The sequence below is a fragment of the Breznakia sp. PF5-3 genome (genome assembly GCF_029504745.1).
Lineage (GTDB): Bacteria > Bacillota_I > Bacilli_A > Erysipelotrichales > Erysipelotrichaceae > Breznakia.
Genome location: NZ_JAQFIQ010000045.1, coordinates 1 through 18,789 on the forward strand (window position 1 = coordinate 1; position 18,789 = coordinate 18,789).

An 18,789-nucleotide genomic window follows, 5' to 3' on the forward strand; every position below is an offset into this window, starting at 1 on the left:
CATTGTATATTTTTGATTTCTTCCCATATTAAAACCCCCTTAAATTAAAGTGCTTTATTTATTTGCACTGTATACCTAAGGGGGATAACATCATTGAATCGGTTTTTTGTTAATAAATCTTTTTATGATTGCAGATCTTTATGCTTTTCTTTTTCTTCCTACTACAAAGATTCCTAACATGGATACACCAAGCATGATTATCAACTTTTCAATATTACTTTCATCACCTGTACTTGGTGAATATGTTGCTGTCATTTTACTAGGTTTTCTTTTATCCTTTGATGGACTGCTTTGCTTGTTTTTTTCAAATTTCCAAACACCTTTAAATTTCTCATCTGCTTTATTTATTGTTTTTGTGTTTTCATCATAGCCTTTAAATGTCCACACTCCATCATTGACACTATCTACATACGTTGTTGTACTTGGTAGAGTTGCTGATACCGATTCTTTATTTACTAAATTCATTATATCTTCTGGTAAATAACTATCAATTGCGGTTGGCAAAGATAAACCGTCGGTTCCACTTTCAAATGTATGAACTGCTTTATATTTATTTGCTTCAAATTCCCAAACACCCTTAAACTTCACATTTGCTTTATTTATTGTTTTTGTGTTTTCATCATAGCCTTTAAATGTCCACACTCCATCATTGACACTATCTACATACGTTGTTGTACTTGGTAGGGTTGCTGATACCGATTCCTTATTTATTAAATCCGTTATATCTTCTGGTAAATAGCTATCAATTGCTGTCGGTAAAGCTACTCCACTTGTCCCACTTTCAAATATATGAACTGCTTTATATCGGTTGATTTTAAATTCCCATGTTCCTTCAAAATTTACATCCGCTTTATTTATTGTCGTTGTTGTGACATCATAACCCTTAAATGTCCATACTCCATCATTGACACTGTCTGCATATGTCGTTGTAGTTGGTAGGGTTGGTGTTACAGCTTCTTTATTTACTAAATTCGTTATATCTTTTGGTAAATAACTATCAATCGCGGTTGGTAAAGCTACCCCTTCAGTTCCACTTTTAAAACTATGAGTTGCTTTATATTTGTTTGCTTCAAATTCCCATATACCTTCAAAATTTATATCCGCCTTATTAATCGTTTTAATAAGCGCATCGTACCTTTTAAACGTCCACACTCCATCATTGATACTATCTACATACGTTGTTGTCGTTGGCAAGGTTGGTGTTACAGAAGTTTTATTCACTAAATTCGTTACAACACTTGGTAAATAATCATTAATTGCAGTTGGTAAAGCTACTCCTTCGGTTCCACTTTTAAAGCTATATGTTGCTTTATATTTATTTGCTTCAAATTCCCATGTTCCTTCAAAATTTACATCTGCATTATTTATTGTCTTTGTTGCAGCATCATAATTTTTAAACGTCCATACTCCATCATTAATACTATCTGCATAGGTTGTTGTCGTTGGTAAAGTTGGTGATACAGACGCTGTATTTACTAGATTTGTTATATCTTCTGGCAAATAGTCATCAATTGCGGTTGGTAAATCCAACCCTTCGGTTCCACTTTTAAAACTATGGGTTGCTTTATACGTCTTCTTTATACCTAACAATATATCTTTTGAAGTATAATAATCTTTACTAAAATCAGCTACAACTTCTATTTCTGCCAATTTCGTATCCGGATTATACCATGAAGAATTTGCTCCATCATCACCATCTGCAAACGCCTCTACTAACGTTATTGGTGATGATACAACCTTTACTGTATACTTTCCATCCGATGGAACAGCAAAGCGATATTCCCCATCACTATTTGTTGTTGTGATACTGCTATCTGGTTGATTATCTATTTCAACACCATCTTTGTACACTTTTAATTCAATTCCTGCTTTTGGTAATTCTAAAATTCGATCATAAAGTGCATTTTCAATTTCATCATACCAAGCATGTCCATATAATTCCATATCCGTTAATGTATATGTCATTAAAGATGTATGATACCCAACATTACTTAACCAATCATTATTAGCTTGTCTTTGAATATTGCTGTAATAGATTGTACTTGAAGTTTGTTCTCCAACAACACTTTTATCTTCACTTAATGCACATTTTATCTCAAAATCATAAGCTTCAAAAGGCTTAATATTTTTTACGATTACTTTTATCATTGTTGCTGCTTCCAATTCTTCTAATGTTGTTGCAGCATTCCATTCTTTATATTCACCTGTAGGATCTTCTAATCCACTATTTAAGTTATTCATACTTGGTGTTGTAGATGTTGAATAATAAAGCGTATATTCAACATCACCAGTTGCTGAATCCATACTACTAAAATCATAGCCTATCGCATTCATTGAAAAATCATCCGCTGCTGACTCTTTTTCATCAAGTCCTTCAAAGTAAGTATAAGTATTTCCTTTTTTAGGAATTGGAATATATACAGAGTAATTGTAAATTTCATTACTTCCTGAAGTAATATCACCAAAAATGTTTGCTTTCATACTAAATAAATTATCAACGGTTGTGATTGCTTTGCTACTTACAGCTGTTCCTTGATCATATGGAGCCTTCGCAAGAACCGACCCATTGATTCCAGTTCTTAATCTCATTTGAATACTATGTGTTGTCGTAACATCTGCATGAAGCATTCTATTTTTTCCAGTCGTTTCATTAAAGAATTCTTCACCAAAAGGAGCCCCTGTTTTAGTTGTATCTTTCGACTCTATAGAATCTCCCGTCTCTACATCATAGTCTTTTTCAAAATCATAATAAGAACCATCTCGATTTGAATCATATGCGCTATCCATCCAACTTTCTAATACAGGTTTTGCTGTATGTATAGCCTCTGCATTAGGGCTTACATATAAATCAAAAGTCTTCGTAAAGTTTGTATTTCGTTCAATCCCTTCTAAACAACCACTATAATCAACAATTAAGTATCCGTACTCTATACTTCCAGAACTCAACTCTCCTGTTCCAGGAGGTAAATATACAACCGTTGCCCCTTCTGGAAGTCCGCCAATACTATCTTTTACATATGTGAAATCTTTATGAATTTTATAATAAATTGTTGGTCTAATTTTTAATTCAGAATCAATATCTTTTGTTTCATCTGTAAAGTTGTATTTCTGTGTACTTGTCACCGTCAATGTATTTCCTTGATATGTACTTGTTGTACTCGCACTTCCTTTATAACTAATTGCTTCATTAAAAGAGTTTACATACATAACAGGACGTGCTATTTTACTACTTCTTCCATTCGCATTCAATTCATACTTACTTCCATAAATATCATCAAAAGATAATGCTACTGCTACTTTTAATTGATCATAATTAACCCCTGTACCATCTTTATTATCTCCACTTAAATCACTTGTGGATCCATCAAACTGCCCTATTTCAACTTTTGATATCGGGTATGTTTTTGGCAAGGCTGCATTAGCACGAGCCAATGCTACTTTTGGTAGTTTACTTGCAAATTGTGATTCTCTTTGCCACGTTGTAGCATTATTCACATCATATTTGCTTCCATTAGATCCCCAGTTTACATCATTTGGTACACTTACTTTAAGTGCTGTTATATAATCTCCATCCAAAACATTAAATTCTGGTACAAGTGAACTCAATGTAAAAGGTTTTGTATGACTATCACTATAACGTGTATCCCATGCTGTAGGTTCGTACCAACCACTAGATTCTGATAACCAATAACCTGATGTACAACTTCTTAACGCTCCAATATCCTCAAATGATTTCGTTACATATTCACCAGAACTTGATTCATAGTAAGTAAACTCAATATTTAAATATGATCTTTCATCAATATAAATTGCATTTGTAAGTGCTAGTATTTCTTCATTTGTATCAGAAAAATCATAGATTACATTTTGATAATGCATCTGTTCCCCACTTGGGCTCTTTGGTTCTACAACACCTAAAATATGATCTTTTGCTGTTCTCGTTCCTACATTACTAAGTCCTGTAGCTACGGCATTCGGTGCTACATACCAATCTAATTCTGAAACACTTAATGTTTTTGGATAACTTCCAAGTATTATTTTTCGCGAAGTACCTACAACACTCGCTGGATGATATTCATGTGCTAAATCATCTCGATTACAATCCATACTCACCGAATAAGATAAGCTTATTCCTGAACCTAGATCTTTTCCATTTATCTCTCCATCACTATTCTTGTCACCTATTACTGCATCATATCCCATATGTCCTGGTTTGATGGTCTTTGCATATAACCCTTGAACACATACAACCGAACTATTATCTGTAATTTCCCATGTATTTACATCATATAATGCTACCGTAATACTCGTCGCGTATGTTCCTCCGTTGGCAGCGATAATTTCATCCAATTTATATAGTTCACTCTCTTCAAGAACATTTCCATTTTGTCCACTTAGATTTGAAACTACAATTCCTGGTTGGGTATCTCCTTCACTTGGATAACGAAAATAAGAAGCCGCTACTTTTTCACGATATGCTTCAGCATCATTTAAAACCTTATGCTCTACTCCGTTCTCATCAACATAGCTAACTAATTGTTGTCTTGATGTTCCTACGCGATCAATCATTGCTACTGCATCACCTGAAATAGTAACCGTTACAGGATTAAATTCTGGTGAAGTTGAAGGATATGTATTTCCTTCTGCGTCAATGTTATAGTCCATTGTCGATGCACGTTTTCGAATCCCATAAGAAATAAAACGAACACTATCTTTGTGATTATTTACCTCAACAGTTCCTGACCCATTGAGAAAGGCACTAGCATAAGAAGCATCTCCAACACCAAACAATTGTAAATCATCTTTCTTTTCCGTTAACTTTATTACAATATCTTTTGTTATTGCTCCACCTTTCGATTGCAAATCCTTTGAATCCAATTCTCTTACTATTTTTGCTTCATATCCATCTGGAATATCAGCACCAGTACTTGGGAACTTATCATATGTTTTCATCGTTGCATCAAACCAAACAATTCTTCCACCCGTAGTAATAGCAGTTGTCCAACTAAATTTATTATTTACAGGAATAATTTCTATTTTTGAAATATAGCCCCTTCCCAATTCACTTGAAGCATCATAAGTATCTCCATCACCAATATTCATAACTTTAAATGGTGTAGATTCATTGTCTTTATAAAATTGATAGATAAATCCTTGATCTTTTGTTGTTTTCAAACCTGTTAATGCGATTGGTGATAATTCTTCTTTAAATGTATACGTCACCTTAAAATCTTCTTCAATTCTCCAACTTGTTTCTTTTCCTACATCAAATACCATTCCAAAACTAAGATCTTTTGTATTATATCCTACTTCTTTACTCTTATACTGCTCTAGTTTTGTTTGCAACGTATTTCCTATATACGCTTCTCTAGAATGAAGATTTTCTCCCTCTTGCCAATACAAATCACCATTTTTAAGCATAAAAGATACTTTATCACCAGTTAATGATTTTATACTTTGACTAGTATCAAAAAGCATATAGTCCATTGAAACTACATCACTTGCTTCATATAATGTATTCTCTTCAATACTATGATATTTACTTTTAACACCTACTTTGATTGTTATGGTTCCTTCTCGCTCTAAAAAATCCATCCATGATGCATTATCTGCTGCAGTCACATAATCCATTGCAGAATGAATATTAGCATATGGATTAAGCGTAATTGTATTGCCTGAAATTGTCCGACCAAGGTTTACTTCATTTCCTAGTTTATCTTTAAACACAGCCGTTATATTTATAGGTTCAATAAAACAATTGGGTAATGGTATTTCTATTTTCATATCCGTTGTGAAATAACCTGCTGTTTTTTCAATATCAATCATGAACATATTATTTGCTGCTGCAATTGTTTCTTCATTTGCTGATAAAGCCTTCCCATCAACTCTTCCTCCAAAGACTGCCCCCAGCTCTTTTGGTGTAAGTTGTTTTGTTTCAATACTGTTTATAGAATAATTCGCTTCTTTCTTATTAACCGTAAAATCCATATAATTCGTATATCCATCTTCACCTTCATCATATAATGTTCCGCGATTTGTATCATCGATATAATTACAATAATTTTGTAATCCAAAACGATATACTTTATCTTCACTCATATCCTTTAAAATTCCTAAAGCATCTTGTTGAACTTCAAATGAAACAGCAAACATATTGATATCTTCATTTGGTAAATCCATATCAATTTGTTGTACACCTTCTGCTGTTGTTGTAATTTTTATATTCTTCATTTTTAATTCTTCTAACATCTTTGTAATTGTTGCATCATCTGCTGTCAGTGAAAAATGCTTTGGCACAGTAAAAACTAAGTGACGATTTACGCCACCTTCTGCTAATGACATTGGTGTTACTTGATACAAAACGGTAAATGTACGTGTCTGTAATGTTCCAACCGAAAATGATGATGGATCTTTTAAAACTACATTGCTACTTGATAAATATACTCTATTCATCGCTGAGCGCATTTGGGTAGGAAGTTTTATTTCTTCCACATCAACTTTTTCATGACCCTCTTTTACCACTTCTTTTGTTTCTTCTTCAATATTTGTTTCTGTAACTTCTTCATTTCCTGTCTCTGTTACAACTTCATTTTGGGGTATACTGTCCTGTGCATTAATATACACAGATAACCCTTGTGTTACGATTAGCAAAATACTCATCATTATTATAATGAGCTGCATTCGTTTAACAAAATAATTTTTCTTTCTTTTCATTTCGCCCTCCTCATAAATCCCATACATATGAGATTCCAAACTTAATTTATTACTAATTATCCTTCCCTAAATCCTGTCTGCTTTTGCATATAAATGTTTTCCTCCATATCTCTTTTTTTACCCCCTTTGCATGGTTTTTCATTTATGTACAATTAATTCATCCTTTCTTTAATCCTTACCTTTCATTAATTAGACAGTTCTTTTCCGAATATCGTTCGACTTTTTTGAATATTTTTCATTTTTCTTACATTTTGATGCAAATATAACAAAAAAGGCCTTAACACTACGGTTAATGGCCTTAAGCTGAATATATTCACTTATGCTTCTTTCTTCTCTTTCCAAACCAAAAACTTCAACATTGATTTAATGGTTTTAAAAATATAAGACCGTGTTTCTTTATCCAACGTTTTAATTGATTTAAAAATAATAGAAGCATTTTGTTTCCAAGAAGAAGTAAACTCTTCCAAAGTTTTCGCATCACACCCTCGATAAATATCATATACACCTTCCACAAATTTCTCTTTATCTTTTGTATCAAGTGTATCTAACCAGCGATTCAATTTATAATTCATACGCATTAAGCTTTTATTCGGTTTTTCCAAATATATGAAATCTCCATTCTTAACTTCCCAAGAAAACGGATCGTGTTGTGTAATCCATATATTTTTACTGCGAATAATTGTATAATCACTTTCTTCTTCAAACAAAATTCCTACCATTGATGATTGTGGCATAATTTTAATCACTCGCTCTTTAATATTTTGATAAGCACTACTTTGCCTAATCTCACTACGAAATCCTGGACCATCAAAACTATAAATAAGTTTTATTTTATCTTGTAAAGTTGTATTGATATGCATTGTTGAATACATTGCAATATTTCCACCTTTTGAATGTCCACCAACAATTATATTACCATCTAATAAAGGTAGTATGTGTTCTAAATATCGAACCCCTGCTGTTTGTGATGGAATTGGCGATTGAAATAACATATTAAAATCTTCTTTCCACCCTACAATCGTAGAATCTGTTCCTCTAAAAACAATATAGGTACACTCTTGCAGATAAAAAGTTACTGCAGAAAATTGTTTTTCGCTAATTTCATCAATGTGATTGATATAGTAATTTAAATGTAAATGAGAATAACGCTTACTACTAGCAATAGCTAACAGTAAGCGTCTATTTTTCCCACCATTTAGAATACTCTTTGCTAGCACATTTAAATCTAATGCTTTTACTATTTGTTGAATTGATACCTTTCGCTTTTGCTCACTAATGTGAGGAACACTTTCAAAATCAATGTAAGATAATTGTGCTAATACCAATGCATCGACATTATTAAAAGGCTTTTCTAAAAAAGTTTTATTTTTATACTTTTTAACATAATAAATAATATCTTGCATATTACCTCCAATACTCTATAGTAGTGGATCTACAGTTTCCTTAATAACCTTTTCTAAATTATCATAAGATGCTTCAAATTTACATCTATCTACTTCATTTAATGGTAACACTAGTATATCGCGTATCCCATCACGATTTACAACCGCAGGAACCCCAATATACAAGCCTTGCTTTCCATATTCACCATTTTGATGAGCTGATACAGATAGAATAAGATCTTCGTTATTCAATACCGCTGCAACCAATCGATTCAAAGACAACCCTATACCATAATATGTTGCCTTTTTCTTCTCGATGATTTCATATGCTGCATTACGCACTTCTTCATAAATTTCAAGTAAATCATCAAGCCCTTTATCTTGTTCATCTAAAAGTGCTAATAAACTCTTTGATCCTATATATGCATTTGTCCAAGAAACAAAGCTTGAATCACCATGTTCTCCCATGATATAAGCATGCACATTATTTGGGTTCACATCTAAGTAATTTCCAATCATATAGCGTAGCCTTGCTGTATCAAGTAAAGTTCCTGAACCAAACACTTGACTAGTTGGTAAACCTGTTACTTGCTGTACTACATACGTCATAATATCCACTGGATTACTAGCCACTATAATTACACCATTAAATCCACTTGCCTTGATATTCTCACAAATCTCTTTAATAATCTTTGTATTTATTGCTGTTAGTTCTAATCTTGTTTGTCCAGGCTTTTGTGCTGCTCCTGCCGTAATCACAATGATACTTGCATCCGCACATTCCTCATAGCCTCCTGATTTAATAATCATTTTACTGTTTGCAGCGTATGGTAAACCATGTGATAAATCCATCGCTTCACCTTCTGCTTTCTCTTTATTGACATCAATCAAGACTAACTCATCAATCCCTCTTTGTGTCAATAAACTATATGCCATACTCATCCCTACAAAACCAGTACCTACTAATACGATTTTTCTATTTCCTATTGTGTTCATAATTAATCCTCCGTTACAACCATATTGTACAACTTTTTTTTGTGTTATACTAACTATATGATTAAGGAGATTAGATATGTATAAGTTATTAGCAATGGATTTAGATGAAACCCTATTTAATGATCAACATCAAATAGATGAAGGTAATAAAAAGGCAATTGCCAAAGCAAGAGAAAAGGGTGTAAAGATTGTTCCTTGCAGTGGTAGAGGACCAGGATTTTTAGGAACCCTCTACGATGATTTAGATATTAATCAAGAACAGGAATACAGTATTCTGTGTAATGGTGCAATTGTAATAGAAAATAAAACTAATAAAATTATTAGTTGTTCACCATTAACCTATGAAAAAGCAAAAGAACTATATAAGTTTGGAAGAAGCAAAAACTTATGTGTTCAAATTTTCACACCTGAAAATGTTCATGTTTTTCATCCTGATGAAAAAGAAAAAGAACGGATAATGAATTTTGGTAATAATATTGTTTTTCATGATGATGACAATATTGAAATATTTAAAGATGAAACAATCATAAAACTATTATTTGAAAAAGAAGATTCTATGGACTTTCTTCGCTCCCTAGAACCTGAGCTAATACCAATTACTGATAATTTCATTACCGTCTCCTTTTCAAGTAATCGATATTTGGAGTTAAATGCACTTGGTATCCATAAGGGGATTGGTCTCTTAAATCTTGCTAACTATTTAAATATTGATATCTCTGAAACTATTGGGGTTGGTGATAATTATAATGATGTAGGATTAATTGAAGATGCTGGATTAGGAGTTGCTGTACAAAATGCAATTGAGCCTATCAAAAACATTGCAGATGTGATTACCAAAACCACAAATAACGAAAGTGCAATTGCGGAAGTGATTGATACTTATATCTTATAAAGAAGGAGAATATGAATGTTAAATAAAGATCTTCCATACTGTGATATCATTATGAAAGCAGATGCTAAAGTTGCTACTAACCATAAGATTCTAACTTTACCAGAAGGATATTCATATAAAATGTATGAAGATGGAGATGAAGAGCACTGGATCGAAATAGAATATAGTGTACATGAATTTGAGTCTAAAGAAAAAGCAAGGGATTACTTTAATCGTGTTTTTATGCCATATAAAGATACGCTTCCAAAACGAATGTGTTTTATTCTAGATGAAAATAAAAATTATGTAGCTACATCAAGCGCTTGGTTTAAAAATAGCAAAGAACGTTATTATGCTGTCTTACACTGGGTATCCACTTCGCCATCTGCTCAAGGGAAAGGACTTGGAAGAGCTATTGTTACATATGCTCTATCAAAGTTTAAGGAAACCGATCCTGAAGAAAAAGAAATATTTTTACACACCCAAACATGGAGTTACAAAGCGGTTGGTCTATATGGTAAACTAGGATTTAAAATCACAGAACTACCTTTGCTTGATTCTGCTACCGACCCTAAAGCTTATGAGGTATTAAAAAAGGTTATGCATCCAAAACATTATGAATTAATTATTTAAAAGCACTATGTGCTTTTCTTTTTATTGATAGCTTATGCTATAATTATTTTATTTGAGGTGATAATATGATTACAGAAACATCCCCAATTGGAATCTTTGATTCTGGACTTGGTGGTATCAGTGTTCTCAATGAATGCTTAAAACATTTACCTAATGAACATTATATATATTATGGAGATTCTAAAAATGCTCCTTATGGAATAAAAGACAAAGAAGCAATCATCCAACGATGTATTGAAATTTGTGATTTTTTTATTACGAAAAATGTAAAAGCAATTGTTGTTGCTTGTAATACTGCTACCAGTGCTGCGGTACAAACTTTACGTGAACGTTATCCTATTCCAATTATTGGTATGGAACCTGCACTAAAAGTTGCTGCCCACAATAAGCAAAACCAAACAATTATCGTAATGGCTACACATCTAACCCTAAAAGAAGAAAAGTTTGCAAACTTAATGAAATGCTATGAAAGTGATCATCATATTATAAAATTACCTTGTCCCGAATTTGTAACAGCAATTGAAAGCGATTTTAAAGATCATCAAGCTGTTGTAAACCATCAATTGGATCAATATGCATCACATATCAAAACAAAGCAAATTGATAGCATTGTTTTAGGTTGTACACATTTTGTTTTTCTAAAACAAGAGATTCAAAATTATTTCCAAAAGCCAATCCAAGTGATCGACGGAAATGAAGGAACCGCTAAACACTTAGCTCACATTCTCGAAGAAAAACAACTGCTATCAAAACAACCATTAAAAATCGATATTTACAATTCTGATAATTCTAAAATCGAATTGAGCAAACGTTTAATAACTCCAAACCTTTAAGGTATTGGAGTTATTTTTTTTATTTTATCTGCAAACGAAATAATATCTCGTTCTTTTGTATACTCTAATATTCCTTTATCGCCTACTTCAAGTACATTGTAAAAGAAACTATTCACAACAAATACTTTTTCTTCATCATCCATCAGAAAAACTACTTCATAACTATGGTATGTACTATTCATTTTATTTGCAGGATTTGCCACCAAATATACTTCCTTACGCAACACTGTCGCCATAACTTGAAACTCTCCAGTTGTCTTTTTCTTTTTTGGTCGATATGTAAGAAATATCAAAATAATCATCCCACCTATAAAAACAAAGGCCATAATTTCAGTAATAGATGTAAGTATATCATACGTCTCTTTATCCATAGTTTTTTCCTCTCTTATACTTTTCAATTCCGATGATTACAATAAATCTATTATTTCTTAATTTTGGATACTCGTCAAGTTTATAATAATTAAAAAGACAAGCACTAAGTACTTGTCTATACTGTTTTAAACTGAAATTCTATATTACATTTTTACGAGTTTTTTTACTAATCAATATCGCTAGCACAAAAAACAAGATTCCAAAGCCTATTAGAATTGCCATATTTTGAAAAATAGGATCTACAAATTTAGCATCTAAAGATGTTAAGTTATAAATGCGATCATTACTATTCACAAACCAATAAGATGGAATAAACTTAGATACCATCAACACAGAATCACTCAACATCGATTGTGGTACAAAACAACCTCCAAGAAATGCTAATCCTAAACATAGAATATTTGAAATTCCATTGATTGCTTCAGCTTTTTTAATTGCACTTCCAATCAAATAAGATAACCCAAGGCAAGGGAATAAGAGAGCTACTAAATTTAGTATATACAAATATGAACCCGTTGCTTTCATTCCATCACCAAAGAAAACATATGCAAAGATTACAGACACTACAAACAATACAACACCTAGTACTCCTGCCCCCATACTCAATTGTACATTCATTTTCAAATTTGATATAGGAGACACTACATTTCTTCGCTTTATATCCACTTTATTAAGCGATACCATAACAGCACCAATACCCCAGATAAGTGAACAGAAGAATGAGTAACATAGGAAATTGAAATAGAAATGTATTGGTTCTGTTTTTTCACCTACTATGTTTTCAGAACTTACTTCCAATGCAAGATCTTTATTCGCTTTCTTAACCGCTTCTTTTATTGAAACATCACCATGCGCATAATATCCACGAATGGTATTTGTAAAGGATTCTGCATAAGAATCTACGATGTATGCACTTGCCGAATCCGGCACCTGCTTCTTTTCCAAAGCAATTTCTTTGTTTTGCTTGATTTGCCCTTCATATCCTTTAGGAATATACATGACATACTCTATATCTTGATAAAACAGAGCATCCTCAATCATATCTTCATCAATATCTTTGACATTTGTATTCCCTGCCATATACTTAATCAACGCTTTCGAACTCTCACTTTGATCTTTATCAACAATAGCAATATCTGCCTTTTGAATTACAAATTGATCTCCATTGCTTTTCACAAAGATAATTGAAAAAGAAAAAGCTATAAATAACGTCATGAATACACTTACTTTATTTTTATTAATAATTTGGAAAAATAGTTTAAATACTTGCATAAGCTTTTCTCCTTAATACATTATATGAAATAATTAGGGCAATAATTCCCATTCCCACTAGAATTGCCATGTTGATATATACCGGAGAAATATCTTCGTAATAATACAACATATTAAAACTGTTGGTAATCAACGTTGCAGGATTGATATATTTAATAAACGGAACACTTTGATTTAAAATATATGGCATATTACTAGCCATCATACCTGCCAAGAAACAACTAAATAAACTTCCCATGCTTATGATGGTGATATTTGTATTTTCTTTTAACTTTGAAATACATCCTATCATAATTCCCATTCCTAAACTCATCAATACTCCACATAAACTTACCCCAATTACTTGTGGAAAGTAAGATCCAAAATCAACGCCTAAAACTAAAATCAAATAAGCAAAAGTAATTGCTAATTCCACTACCATTAAAGTAAAGGTTACTAAATAATCAATAAACACTAACTTCATTTTATGCGTTGGTGCAATGTTTAAACGAATTGCCCGATCACTTTGATTCGCTTGTGTATCACTGATACTTTTTAACCCCCAGAAACCTCCATACATACAAGTCATAGCAATAATGGTATAAAAGTATTGCATCGTTGGATCAGAAGACCCTGCATTTGATCCATAATCCTTTACAAGCACCTTATTTTCAATAAGATCCGTGATTACCATATCATTCATTTTTTGAGGATTCTCATTTGCAATTGTATTCACTGTAGCATTGATTCGCAAATACGATTGTACTACTTCTTTTAAAATTTGTGTTTCCAAAGTATCATTACGATACAGTACGGTTGGTTTATCGCTACTCACTAAAGCCGCTTCAACTTCACCATCTTTAACTAGTTTCTTAGCCTTTTTTTCACTTGTATAAGTTGCATCTAAGATTTGATTATCCCCTTCTTTACTCAATTCCTCAACGACTGCATTAAAATCTTTATTCCCATTATCTACAACCGCTACCTTAATAACATCTAAGTTGCTTTCACTACCTAAATTTGAAAAAGCAAAAAAGAATAATGTTGCTAAACCAATAGGAAACAACAATGACCAAAATAAAATGGTTTTATCTTTTATAAAACAAATAAATCGATATTTAAATATATGAAACATAAGCGACACCTAATCCCTTAATTCTTTTCCTGTGATTTCCAAGAAAACATCATTTAATGTTGGCGTTTCACTATATACTTTATTAAAGTCTATCTTATTTTCTTTAAAATAAGATAACAACTCCAATAGTAATCCATTATTCTTCGTAACTTCAATTTCTAATAATTGATTTTTAAAACTTGCATCATTTACATCTTTATGGCCTTTTATATAAACTAAAACATCATCTTCTAAAGCATCCATTTCAAACTTAATTTTTTCTTTCACTTGAATTGAATTCTTTAATACCTCTTTTGTTCCACTAGCGATTTCTTTTCCACTATCCATAATAATAATGCGATCACAAAGTTGTTCGACTTCTTCCATGTAATGTGTCGTATACACAATCGTTGCTCCCTTTTTATTCAACTCTTGAATATTCTCCAAGATATGATTTCTTGATTGTGGATCTACTGCCACAGTAGGCTCATCTAAGATAATCAATTTTGGTTTATGAGCAATTCCACAAGCAATATTTAATCTTCTCAGTAAACCTCCACTTAATTCTTTAGGATATTTTTTCTTATAATCATTTAACCCTACAAATGTTAATGCTTCCTCAACATATTGTTGACACTGTTTACGATCACTTATGTATAATCCACAAAAATAATCTACATTTTGAAATACTGTAAGTTCTTCAAAAACAGCTACATTCTGCATTACAACACCAATATCCTTTTTTATATCATATGAACTTGCTGTCATATCTTTTCCAAAAATTTTAATAGTTCCTTCTTCATGTGTTAACAATGCTAACAAACAATTTATTGTCGTTGTTTTACCACTTCCATTAGGCCCTAACAAACCTAAAATTTCCCCATCCTTTACTTCTAAATTAAAGTGATCTAATGCTTTAAAATCACCATAATATTTTACTAAGTCCTTAATTTCTACTATCATAACTACCTATCCTTTCTCGTTACCTCTACAATTCCACAAAGAATTCCTGCTAATGGAAATATAATCCATCCTGGATGCCACCAGTGAAGTAAAAATCCTAATACTAAATAAATGGCTGTTGCAGAAAGCATAATAACTCCGTGAATTGCCCCATCTTCTTTCTCTCTTGTTGTCCCATTACTTCCTACTCTTTTCTTCTCATCAATAAAAACTTCATATGCTTCCGTACTACTACTAGATGTAATAAACATTGCTACAGCAACACTAATAATAAAGAAGAAAACAAACCCTGCAATTCCATCTGTTAATATAAATTCAACAAGTGGATAAATTGCAACTGATATAATACACAACAGAACCCCTAAAGCAATTGGCAATGCTTGCTTCTTTTTCGCATCCAAATACCGTTTTTGTAGTTCTACCTTTTTACTACTATCAATTACTGCATCTTTGACCATCGCGTCATAATACTCAGCACGCATGCCGAAGATAATGAAGATAATTACCGCAACAGCAATCAATCCAAAGAAAACAATTCCTGTAATAATATTTCCAAATTTTCCTGAGATAAAATCTTGGAGCATTGATGATATTCCAACGGCATTGATACAAAGCATAACACCAATCGCTATCATTATCATAAATGTCCTTTTCCATTGGACATATTTCTCAATTTCTTCATCACTTAAATAATTGATTTCTTCTTGGTTTTCTTTATTTGGATCAATATCCAATTCTTTCAATATTTCATCCATATCACCAAATTCATTAATCACACGTTTGCTAGCTTCTGCTTCATTGATACCTTCATCAATGAGTTCTTGAAATTTTTCTTCCATATGATCTTGAATATTTAATTTCATTTCCACAACTTCTTTTGTCTTTGGTAAGTCCTTAAACATCTGATCAATATACGCTCTAATTGTTTCCATCCGCTAATCTCCTTATAAATCTGTTAATTACATCTTTTGTGACTTCCCACTCTTCACATTTTTCTTTATAATATGTTATTCCCTGATTAGTTATTTTATAATATGTTCTTCTTTTTCCAAATGTCTCATTTCCATGATAAGAAACAATATACCCTTTTTTCTCCAACCTATTAAATGCCGAATAAAGGGTTGTCTCCTTGATAATATATTTCTTTTCTGAAATATCTTCTATTTCTTTTGAAATTTCATATCCATAACTATCTTTATCTAAAATAATCGATAAAATAATGAGATCATTGTATCCACGAATTACATCACTACTGATCATCACATTACCTCTCTTTTCTCACCACTTGTTTTTACTACGACTGGTGTAGTAATAATATATCACAATTACTACGACAGGTAAAGTAAAATTTTATTTTGTTTTTTCTTTCTCTAAAATCTCTATCATTTCATTCGCCCATTCAATGCACATTTTATAATAATAATCTCCATATCTTGCTGTCATTTTCCAATACAATGAGCGATTGCGATCTTTTTCATTTTCTACAAATTTTTCAATATTACTATCTATTTTTTCTAATCTATTCAAGGTAGCTTCACACCTTGCTTTATATTCTTTAAATAAAAGGATATTTTCATCAATTTTGTTTTCCCCAAGAAAAAATACTTTAATCAAAAAGAGATTTCGAATCCGCATTTCTTTTTCAATAAAATCTTTATCTAACCACTTATGCAATTCTTCTCTTCCTAATTCTGTAATCGAATAAACCTTACGGTTTGGTTTATCCTCTTGATATACAATATGCGAAGTTAACCAACCCACCTTTTCCATACTCGTCAATTCTTTGTATATCTGACTTGTTTGCGTATGCCAAAAATTGTTTATCGAATGAGAGAAAGTACGATTTAAATCATAACCACTTTGATCCCCATAACTCAACAACCCTAATAATCCATATTTTGCAGACATAATTACCTCCATTAATACCATTTGGTATTATTCTACTTTTAGAATAATATAATTTTATACTATTGTCAATGCTTCCTAGCAGATTCGATTTCATATCTAGTCGTCTATCATTGATAAATATATTTCAAACGTTATGAGTGCTATCCTTTTATTTCAAATAAAAACATCTTATTTATTGTTAATAGATAAGATGTTTTCAAAAAATGATAATAAAAATCAATATTTTTTTACAGCCTATTTATTTTATTTCTATTTCCAATATATTTCCTGCATAATCGCCAACATAAAGTATATACTTTTTTCCTTCTATACATTGAATTGAAAGCAGGTTTGTTTGTTCATCATACATGTATCCTTCACTTCTTATTCCATCTATTAATAATGTGATATTATTAGGATTAACGTTTGAGAGATCATCATTTAAGCGTATTACGAAATAATTATTTTGATCAGATTGCGTATATCCTGTAGGACTATTATAGTCAATATTAGAAACAACTATTTCTTTTTCATCTATCGTTTCTCCATCTTTTTCTAAACTACATATATAAGTTCCATTTTCTAAGATTTCATTTGTTTCAACACCATTGATTAAAATTCGATCATATTCTTTATTTGTTGTTTCGATTTCAACATCTAATTTTTGATTACGCCAGTTTGTATCATAAATTATATCTTTTATTTTTGCTTTTTCTATCTGTACTTCTTTCTTTATTTCCATCGTTTTTGATGTCACCTCAGCTTCATGCTTTGGATTATAGAGCAGACTAGAAATTACAGCTGCAACGATAATGGTTGTTGAAATCATCAATGCTTTTGCTCTAGTTGTTGCTTTTCCTTTGCTTCCTATTGCAATACTTGAATCATCTCCTAAAGATTTTTTATATAACATGCGATATGCATTAATGAAAAAACTTGGACTCAAGAAAAGCAATCCATATGTTCTAGGTGATATTCCCTCTTTTTTTAATTCTTTTTTCAATGATTCGCGGACTTTCGTCAGTCTAGAATTTACAGTTCCCCTAGGAATTTCCAATATGGAAGCTATTTCATCTATTTTTAGCCCTTCGAAATAACGTAACATTCCCACACTCTTATACGTAGGTTTCATTGTTGATAAAGATTTCCCAACGATTTCCATCAACTGCTTTCGATCTATAACTTCTGATACTTTCGGTTGTTTATTATCACCGAAATCATCAATATCCATATCTTCGCCAAGATCCTTAATTTTAGAATTTTTATTATATTGATTTATACATTTAGTATATGTAATTCTTCGAATCCAGGAATGAAATGCTTTAGGTTCTTTCAACTCGTTAATTTTTTGATGTACTTTAATAAAAACTTCCTGTGCTATATCTTCTGTTGATCCGTTATTATTGAAAAATTGATTTACCACATAACAAACATACTTAAAATAGACTTGATAAATTTCTGTAAATGCACTTTCATCCCCGTTTTGTGCTCGAATAATAACTTCTTTTGAAATCATTTGTCGTTTCTTAACCATTTTCATCTTTTCCGCCCTCTTACCGTCCTTCTTTTAGTCTTCTTTAAATTGATAATCGTTCATTTTTTATAAACTATTCTAATAAGAGGACAAATGTTTTCATAAAATGTACCATTTTTTTCTTAAAAAAATAAAAAAGATCGCTTTTGATGTGAACCCATAAAGTTGGACACGTTATTATTTAAGCGCTTAAACTTGAGGATTGTTCTCTGTATGCTACAGGGGATAATCCTTTTAGT

General features: G+C 31.6%; 14 protein-coding genes. 3 read left to right on the forward strand and 11 right to left on the reverse strand.

Annotated elements, in window-relative coordinates; genetic code table 11:
- Window positions 1-138: 138 nt before the first annotated feature.
- The 3 genes from M2475_RS09660 to M2475_RS09670 all read right to left on the reverse strand — a co-directional run bounded on the left by M2475_RS09660 (window position 139) and on the right by M2475_RS09670 (window position 9,092).
- Window positions 139-6,714 (reverse strand): SHIRT domain-containing protein, encoded by a 6,576-nt coding sequence (locus M2475_RS09660; protein ID WP_277491198.1) that lies wholly within the window; start codon window positions 6,712-6,714, stop codon window positions 139-141.
- 317 nt (window positions 6,715-7,031) lie between these two features.
- Entirely contained in the window at window positions 7,032-8,117 is a 1,086-nt protein-coding gene (locus M2475_RS09665; protein WP_277491199.1) for an Mbeg1-like protein, read from the reverse strand.
- A gap of 15 nt (window positions 8,118-8,132) precedes the next feature.
- Window positions 8,133-9,092: an L-lactate dehydrogenase gene (locus tag M2475_RS09670; protein ID WP_277491201.1), complete on the reverse strand. Its 960-nt coding sequence runs from the start codon at window positions 9,090-9,092 to the stop codon at window positions 8,133-8,135.
- A gap of 76 nt (window positions 9,093-9,168) precedes the next feature.
- Here M2475_RS09670 and M2475_RS09675 point away from each other — a divergent pair, with 76 nt between their 5' ends.
- The 3 genes from M2475_RS09675 to murI all read left to right on the forward strand — a co-directional run bounded on the left by M2475_RS09675 (window position 9,169) and on the right by murI (window position 11,429).
- Complete coding sequence (locus tag M2475_RS09675) at window positions 9,169-9,984, forward strand: Cof-type HAD-IIB family hydrolase (RefSeq protein ID WP_277491202.1); 816 nt, start codon at window positions 9,169-9,171, stop codon at window positions 9,982-9,984.
- A 15-nt stretch (window positions 9,985-9,999) separates the two neighbouring features.
- Window positions 10,000-10,596 (forward strand): GNAT family N-acetyltransferase, encoded by a 597-nt coding sequence (locus M2475_RS09680; protein WP_277491204.1) that lies wholly within the window; start codon window positions 10,000-10,002, stop codon window positions 10,594-10,596.
- Window positions 10,597-10,661: 65 nt separating this feature from the next.
- A complete protein-coding gene (murI, locus tag M2475_RS09685; protein WP_277491205.1) occupies window positions 10,662-11,429 on the forward strand; it encodes a glutamate racemase in 768 nt (255 codons plus the stop codon).
- On the opposite strand, the gene M2475_RS09690 is transcribed toward murI, so the two are convergent.
- The 8 genes from M2475_RS09690 to M2475_RS09725 form a co-directional block, all read right to left on the reverse strand.
- Window positions 11,426-11,800, reverse strand: a complete 375-nt coding sequence (locus tag M2475_RS09690; RefSeq protein WP_277491207.1) for a DUF2500 family protein — start codon at window positions 11,798-11,800, stop codon at window positions 11,426-11,428. The genes murI and M2475_RS09690 overlap by 4 nt on opposite strands.
- Before the next feature lie 139 nt (window positions 11,801-11,939).
- The gene (locus M2475_RS09695; protein WP_277491209.1) at window positions 11,940-13,073 is read right to left on the reverse strand and encodes an ABC transporter permease; all 1,134 of its coding nucleotides are present in this window, start codon (window positions 13,071-13,073) and stop codon (window positions 11,940-11,942) included.
- Window positions 13,060-14,187 carry an ABC transporter permease gene (locus M2475_RS09700; RefSeq protein WP_277491211.1) on the reverse strand — a complete coding sequence of 376 codons (1,128 nt, stop codon included), beginning with the start codon at window positions 14,185-14,187 and terminating at the stop codon, window positions 13,060-13,062. Before M2475_RS09700 ends, M2475_RS09695 begins: the two co-directional genes overlap by 14 nt.
- A gap of 9 nt (window positions 14,188-14,196) precedes the next feature.
- Window positions 14,197-15,129, reverse strand: coding sequence for an ABC transporter ATP-binding protein (locus M2475_RS09705; RefSeq protein ID WP_277491213.1), 933 nt, complete (start codon window positions 15,127-15,129; stop codon window positions 14,197-14,199).
- Between the two features lie 2 nt (window positions 15,130-15,131).
- Window positions 15,132-16,061 (reverse strand): permease prefix domain 1-containing protein, encoded by a 930-nt coding sequence (locus M2475_RS09710; RefSeq protein WP_277491215.1) that lies wholly within the window; start codon window positions 16,059-16,061, stop codon window positions 15,132-15,134.
- Window positions 16,048-16,389 (reverse strand): PadR family transcriptional regulator, encoded by a 342-nt coding sequence (locus M2475_RS09715; protein ID WP_277491216.1) that lies wholly within the window; start codon window positions 16,387-16,389, stop codon window positions 16,048-16,050. Before M2475_RS09715 ends, M2475_RS09710 begins: the two co-directional genes overlap by 14 nt.
- A 90-nt stretch (window positions 16,390-16,479) precedes the next feature.
- Window positions 16,480-17,037, reverse strand: a complete 558-nt coding sequence (locus tag M2475_RS09720; protein ID WP_277491218.1) for a PadR family transcriptional regulator — start codon at window positions 17,035-17,037, stop codon at window positions 16,480-16,482.
- A 238-nt stretch (window positions 17,038-17,275) separates the two neighbouring features.
- Window positions 17,276-18,556 (reverse strand): RNA polymerase sigma factor, encoded by a 1,281-nt coding sequence (locus M2475_RS09725; protein WP_277491219.1) that lies wholly within the window; start codon window positions 18,554-18,556, stop codon window positions 17,276-17,278.
- Window positions 18,557-18,789 lie beyond the last annotated feature (233 nt).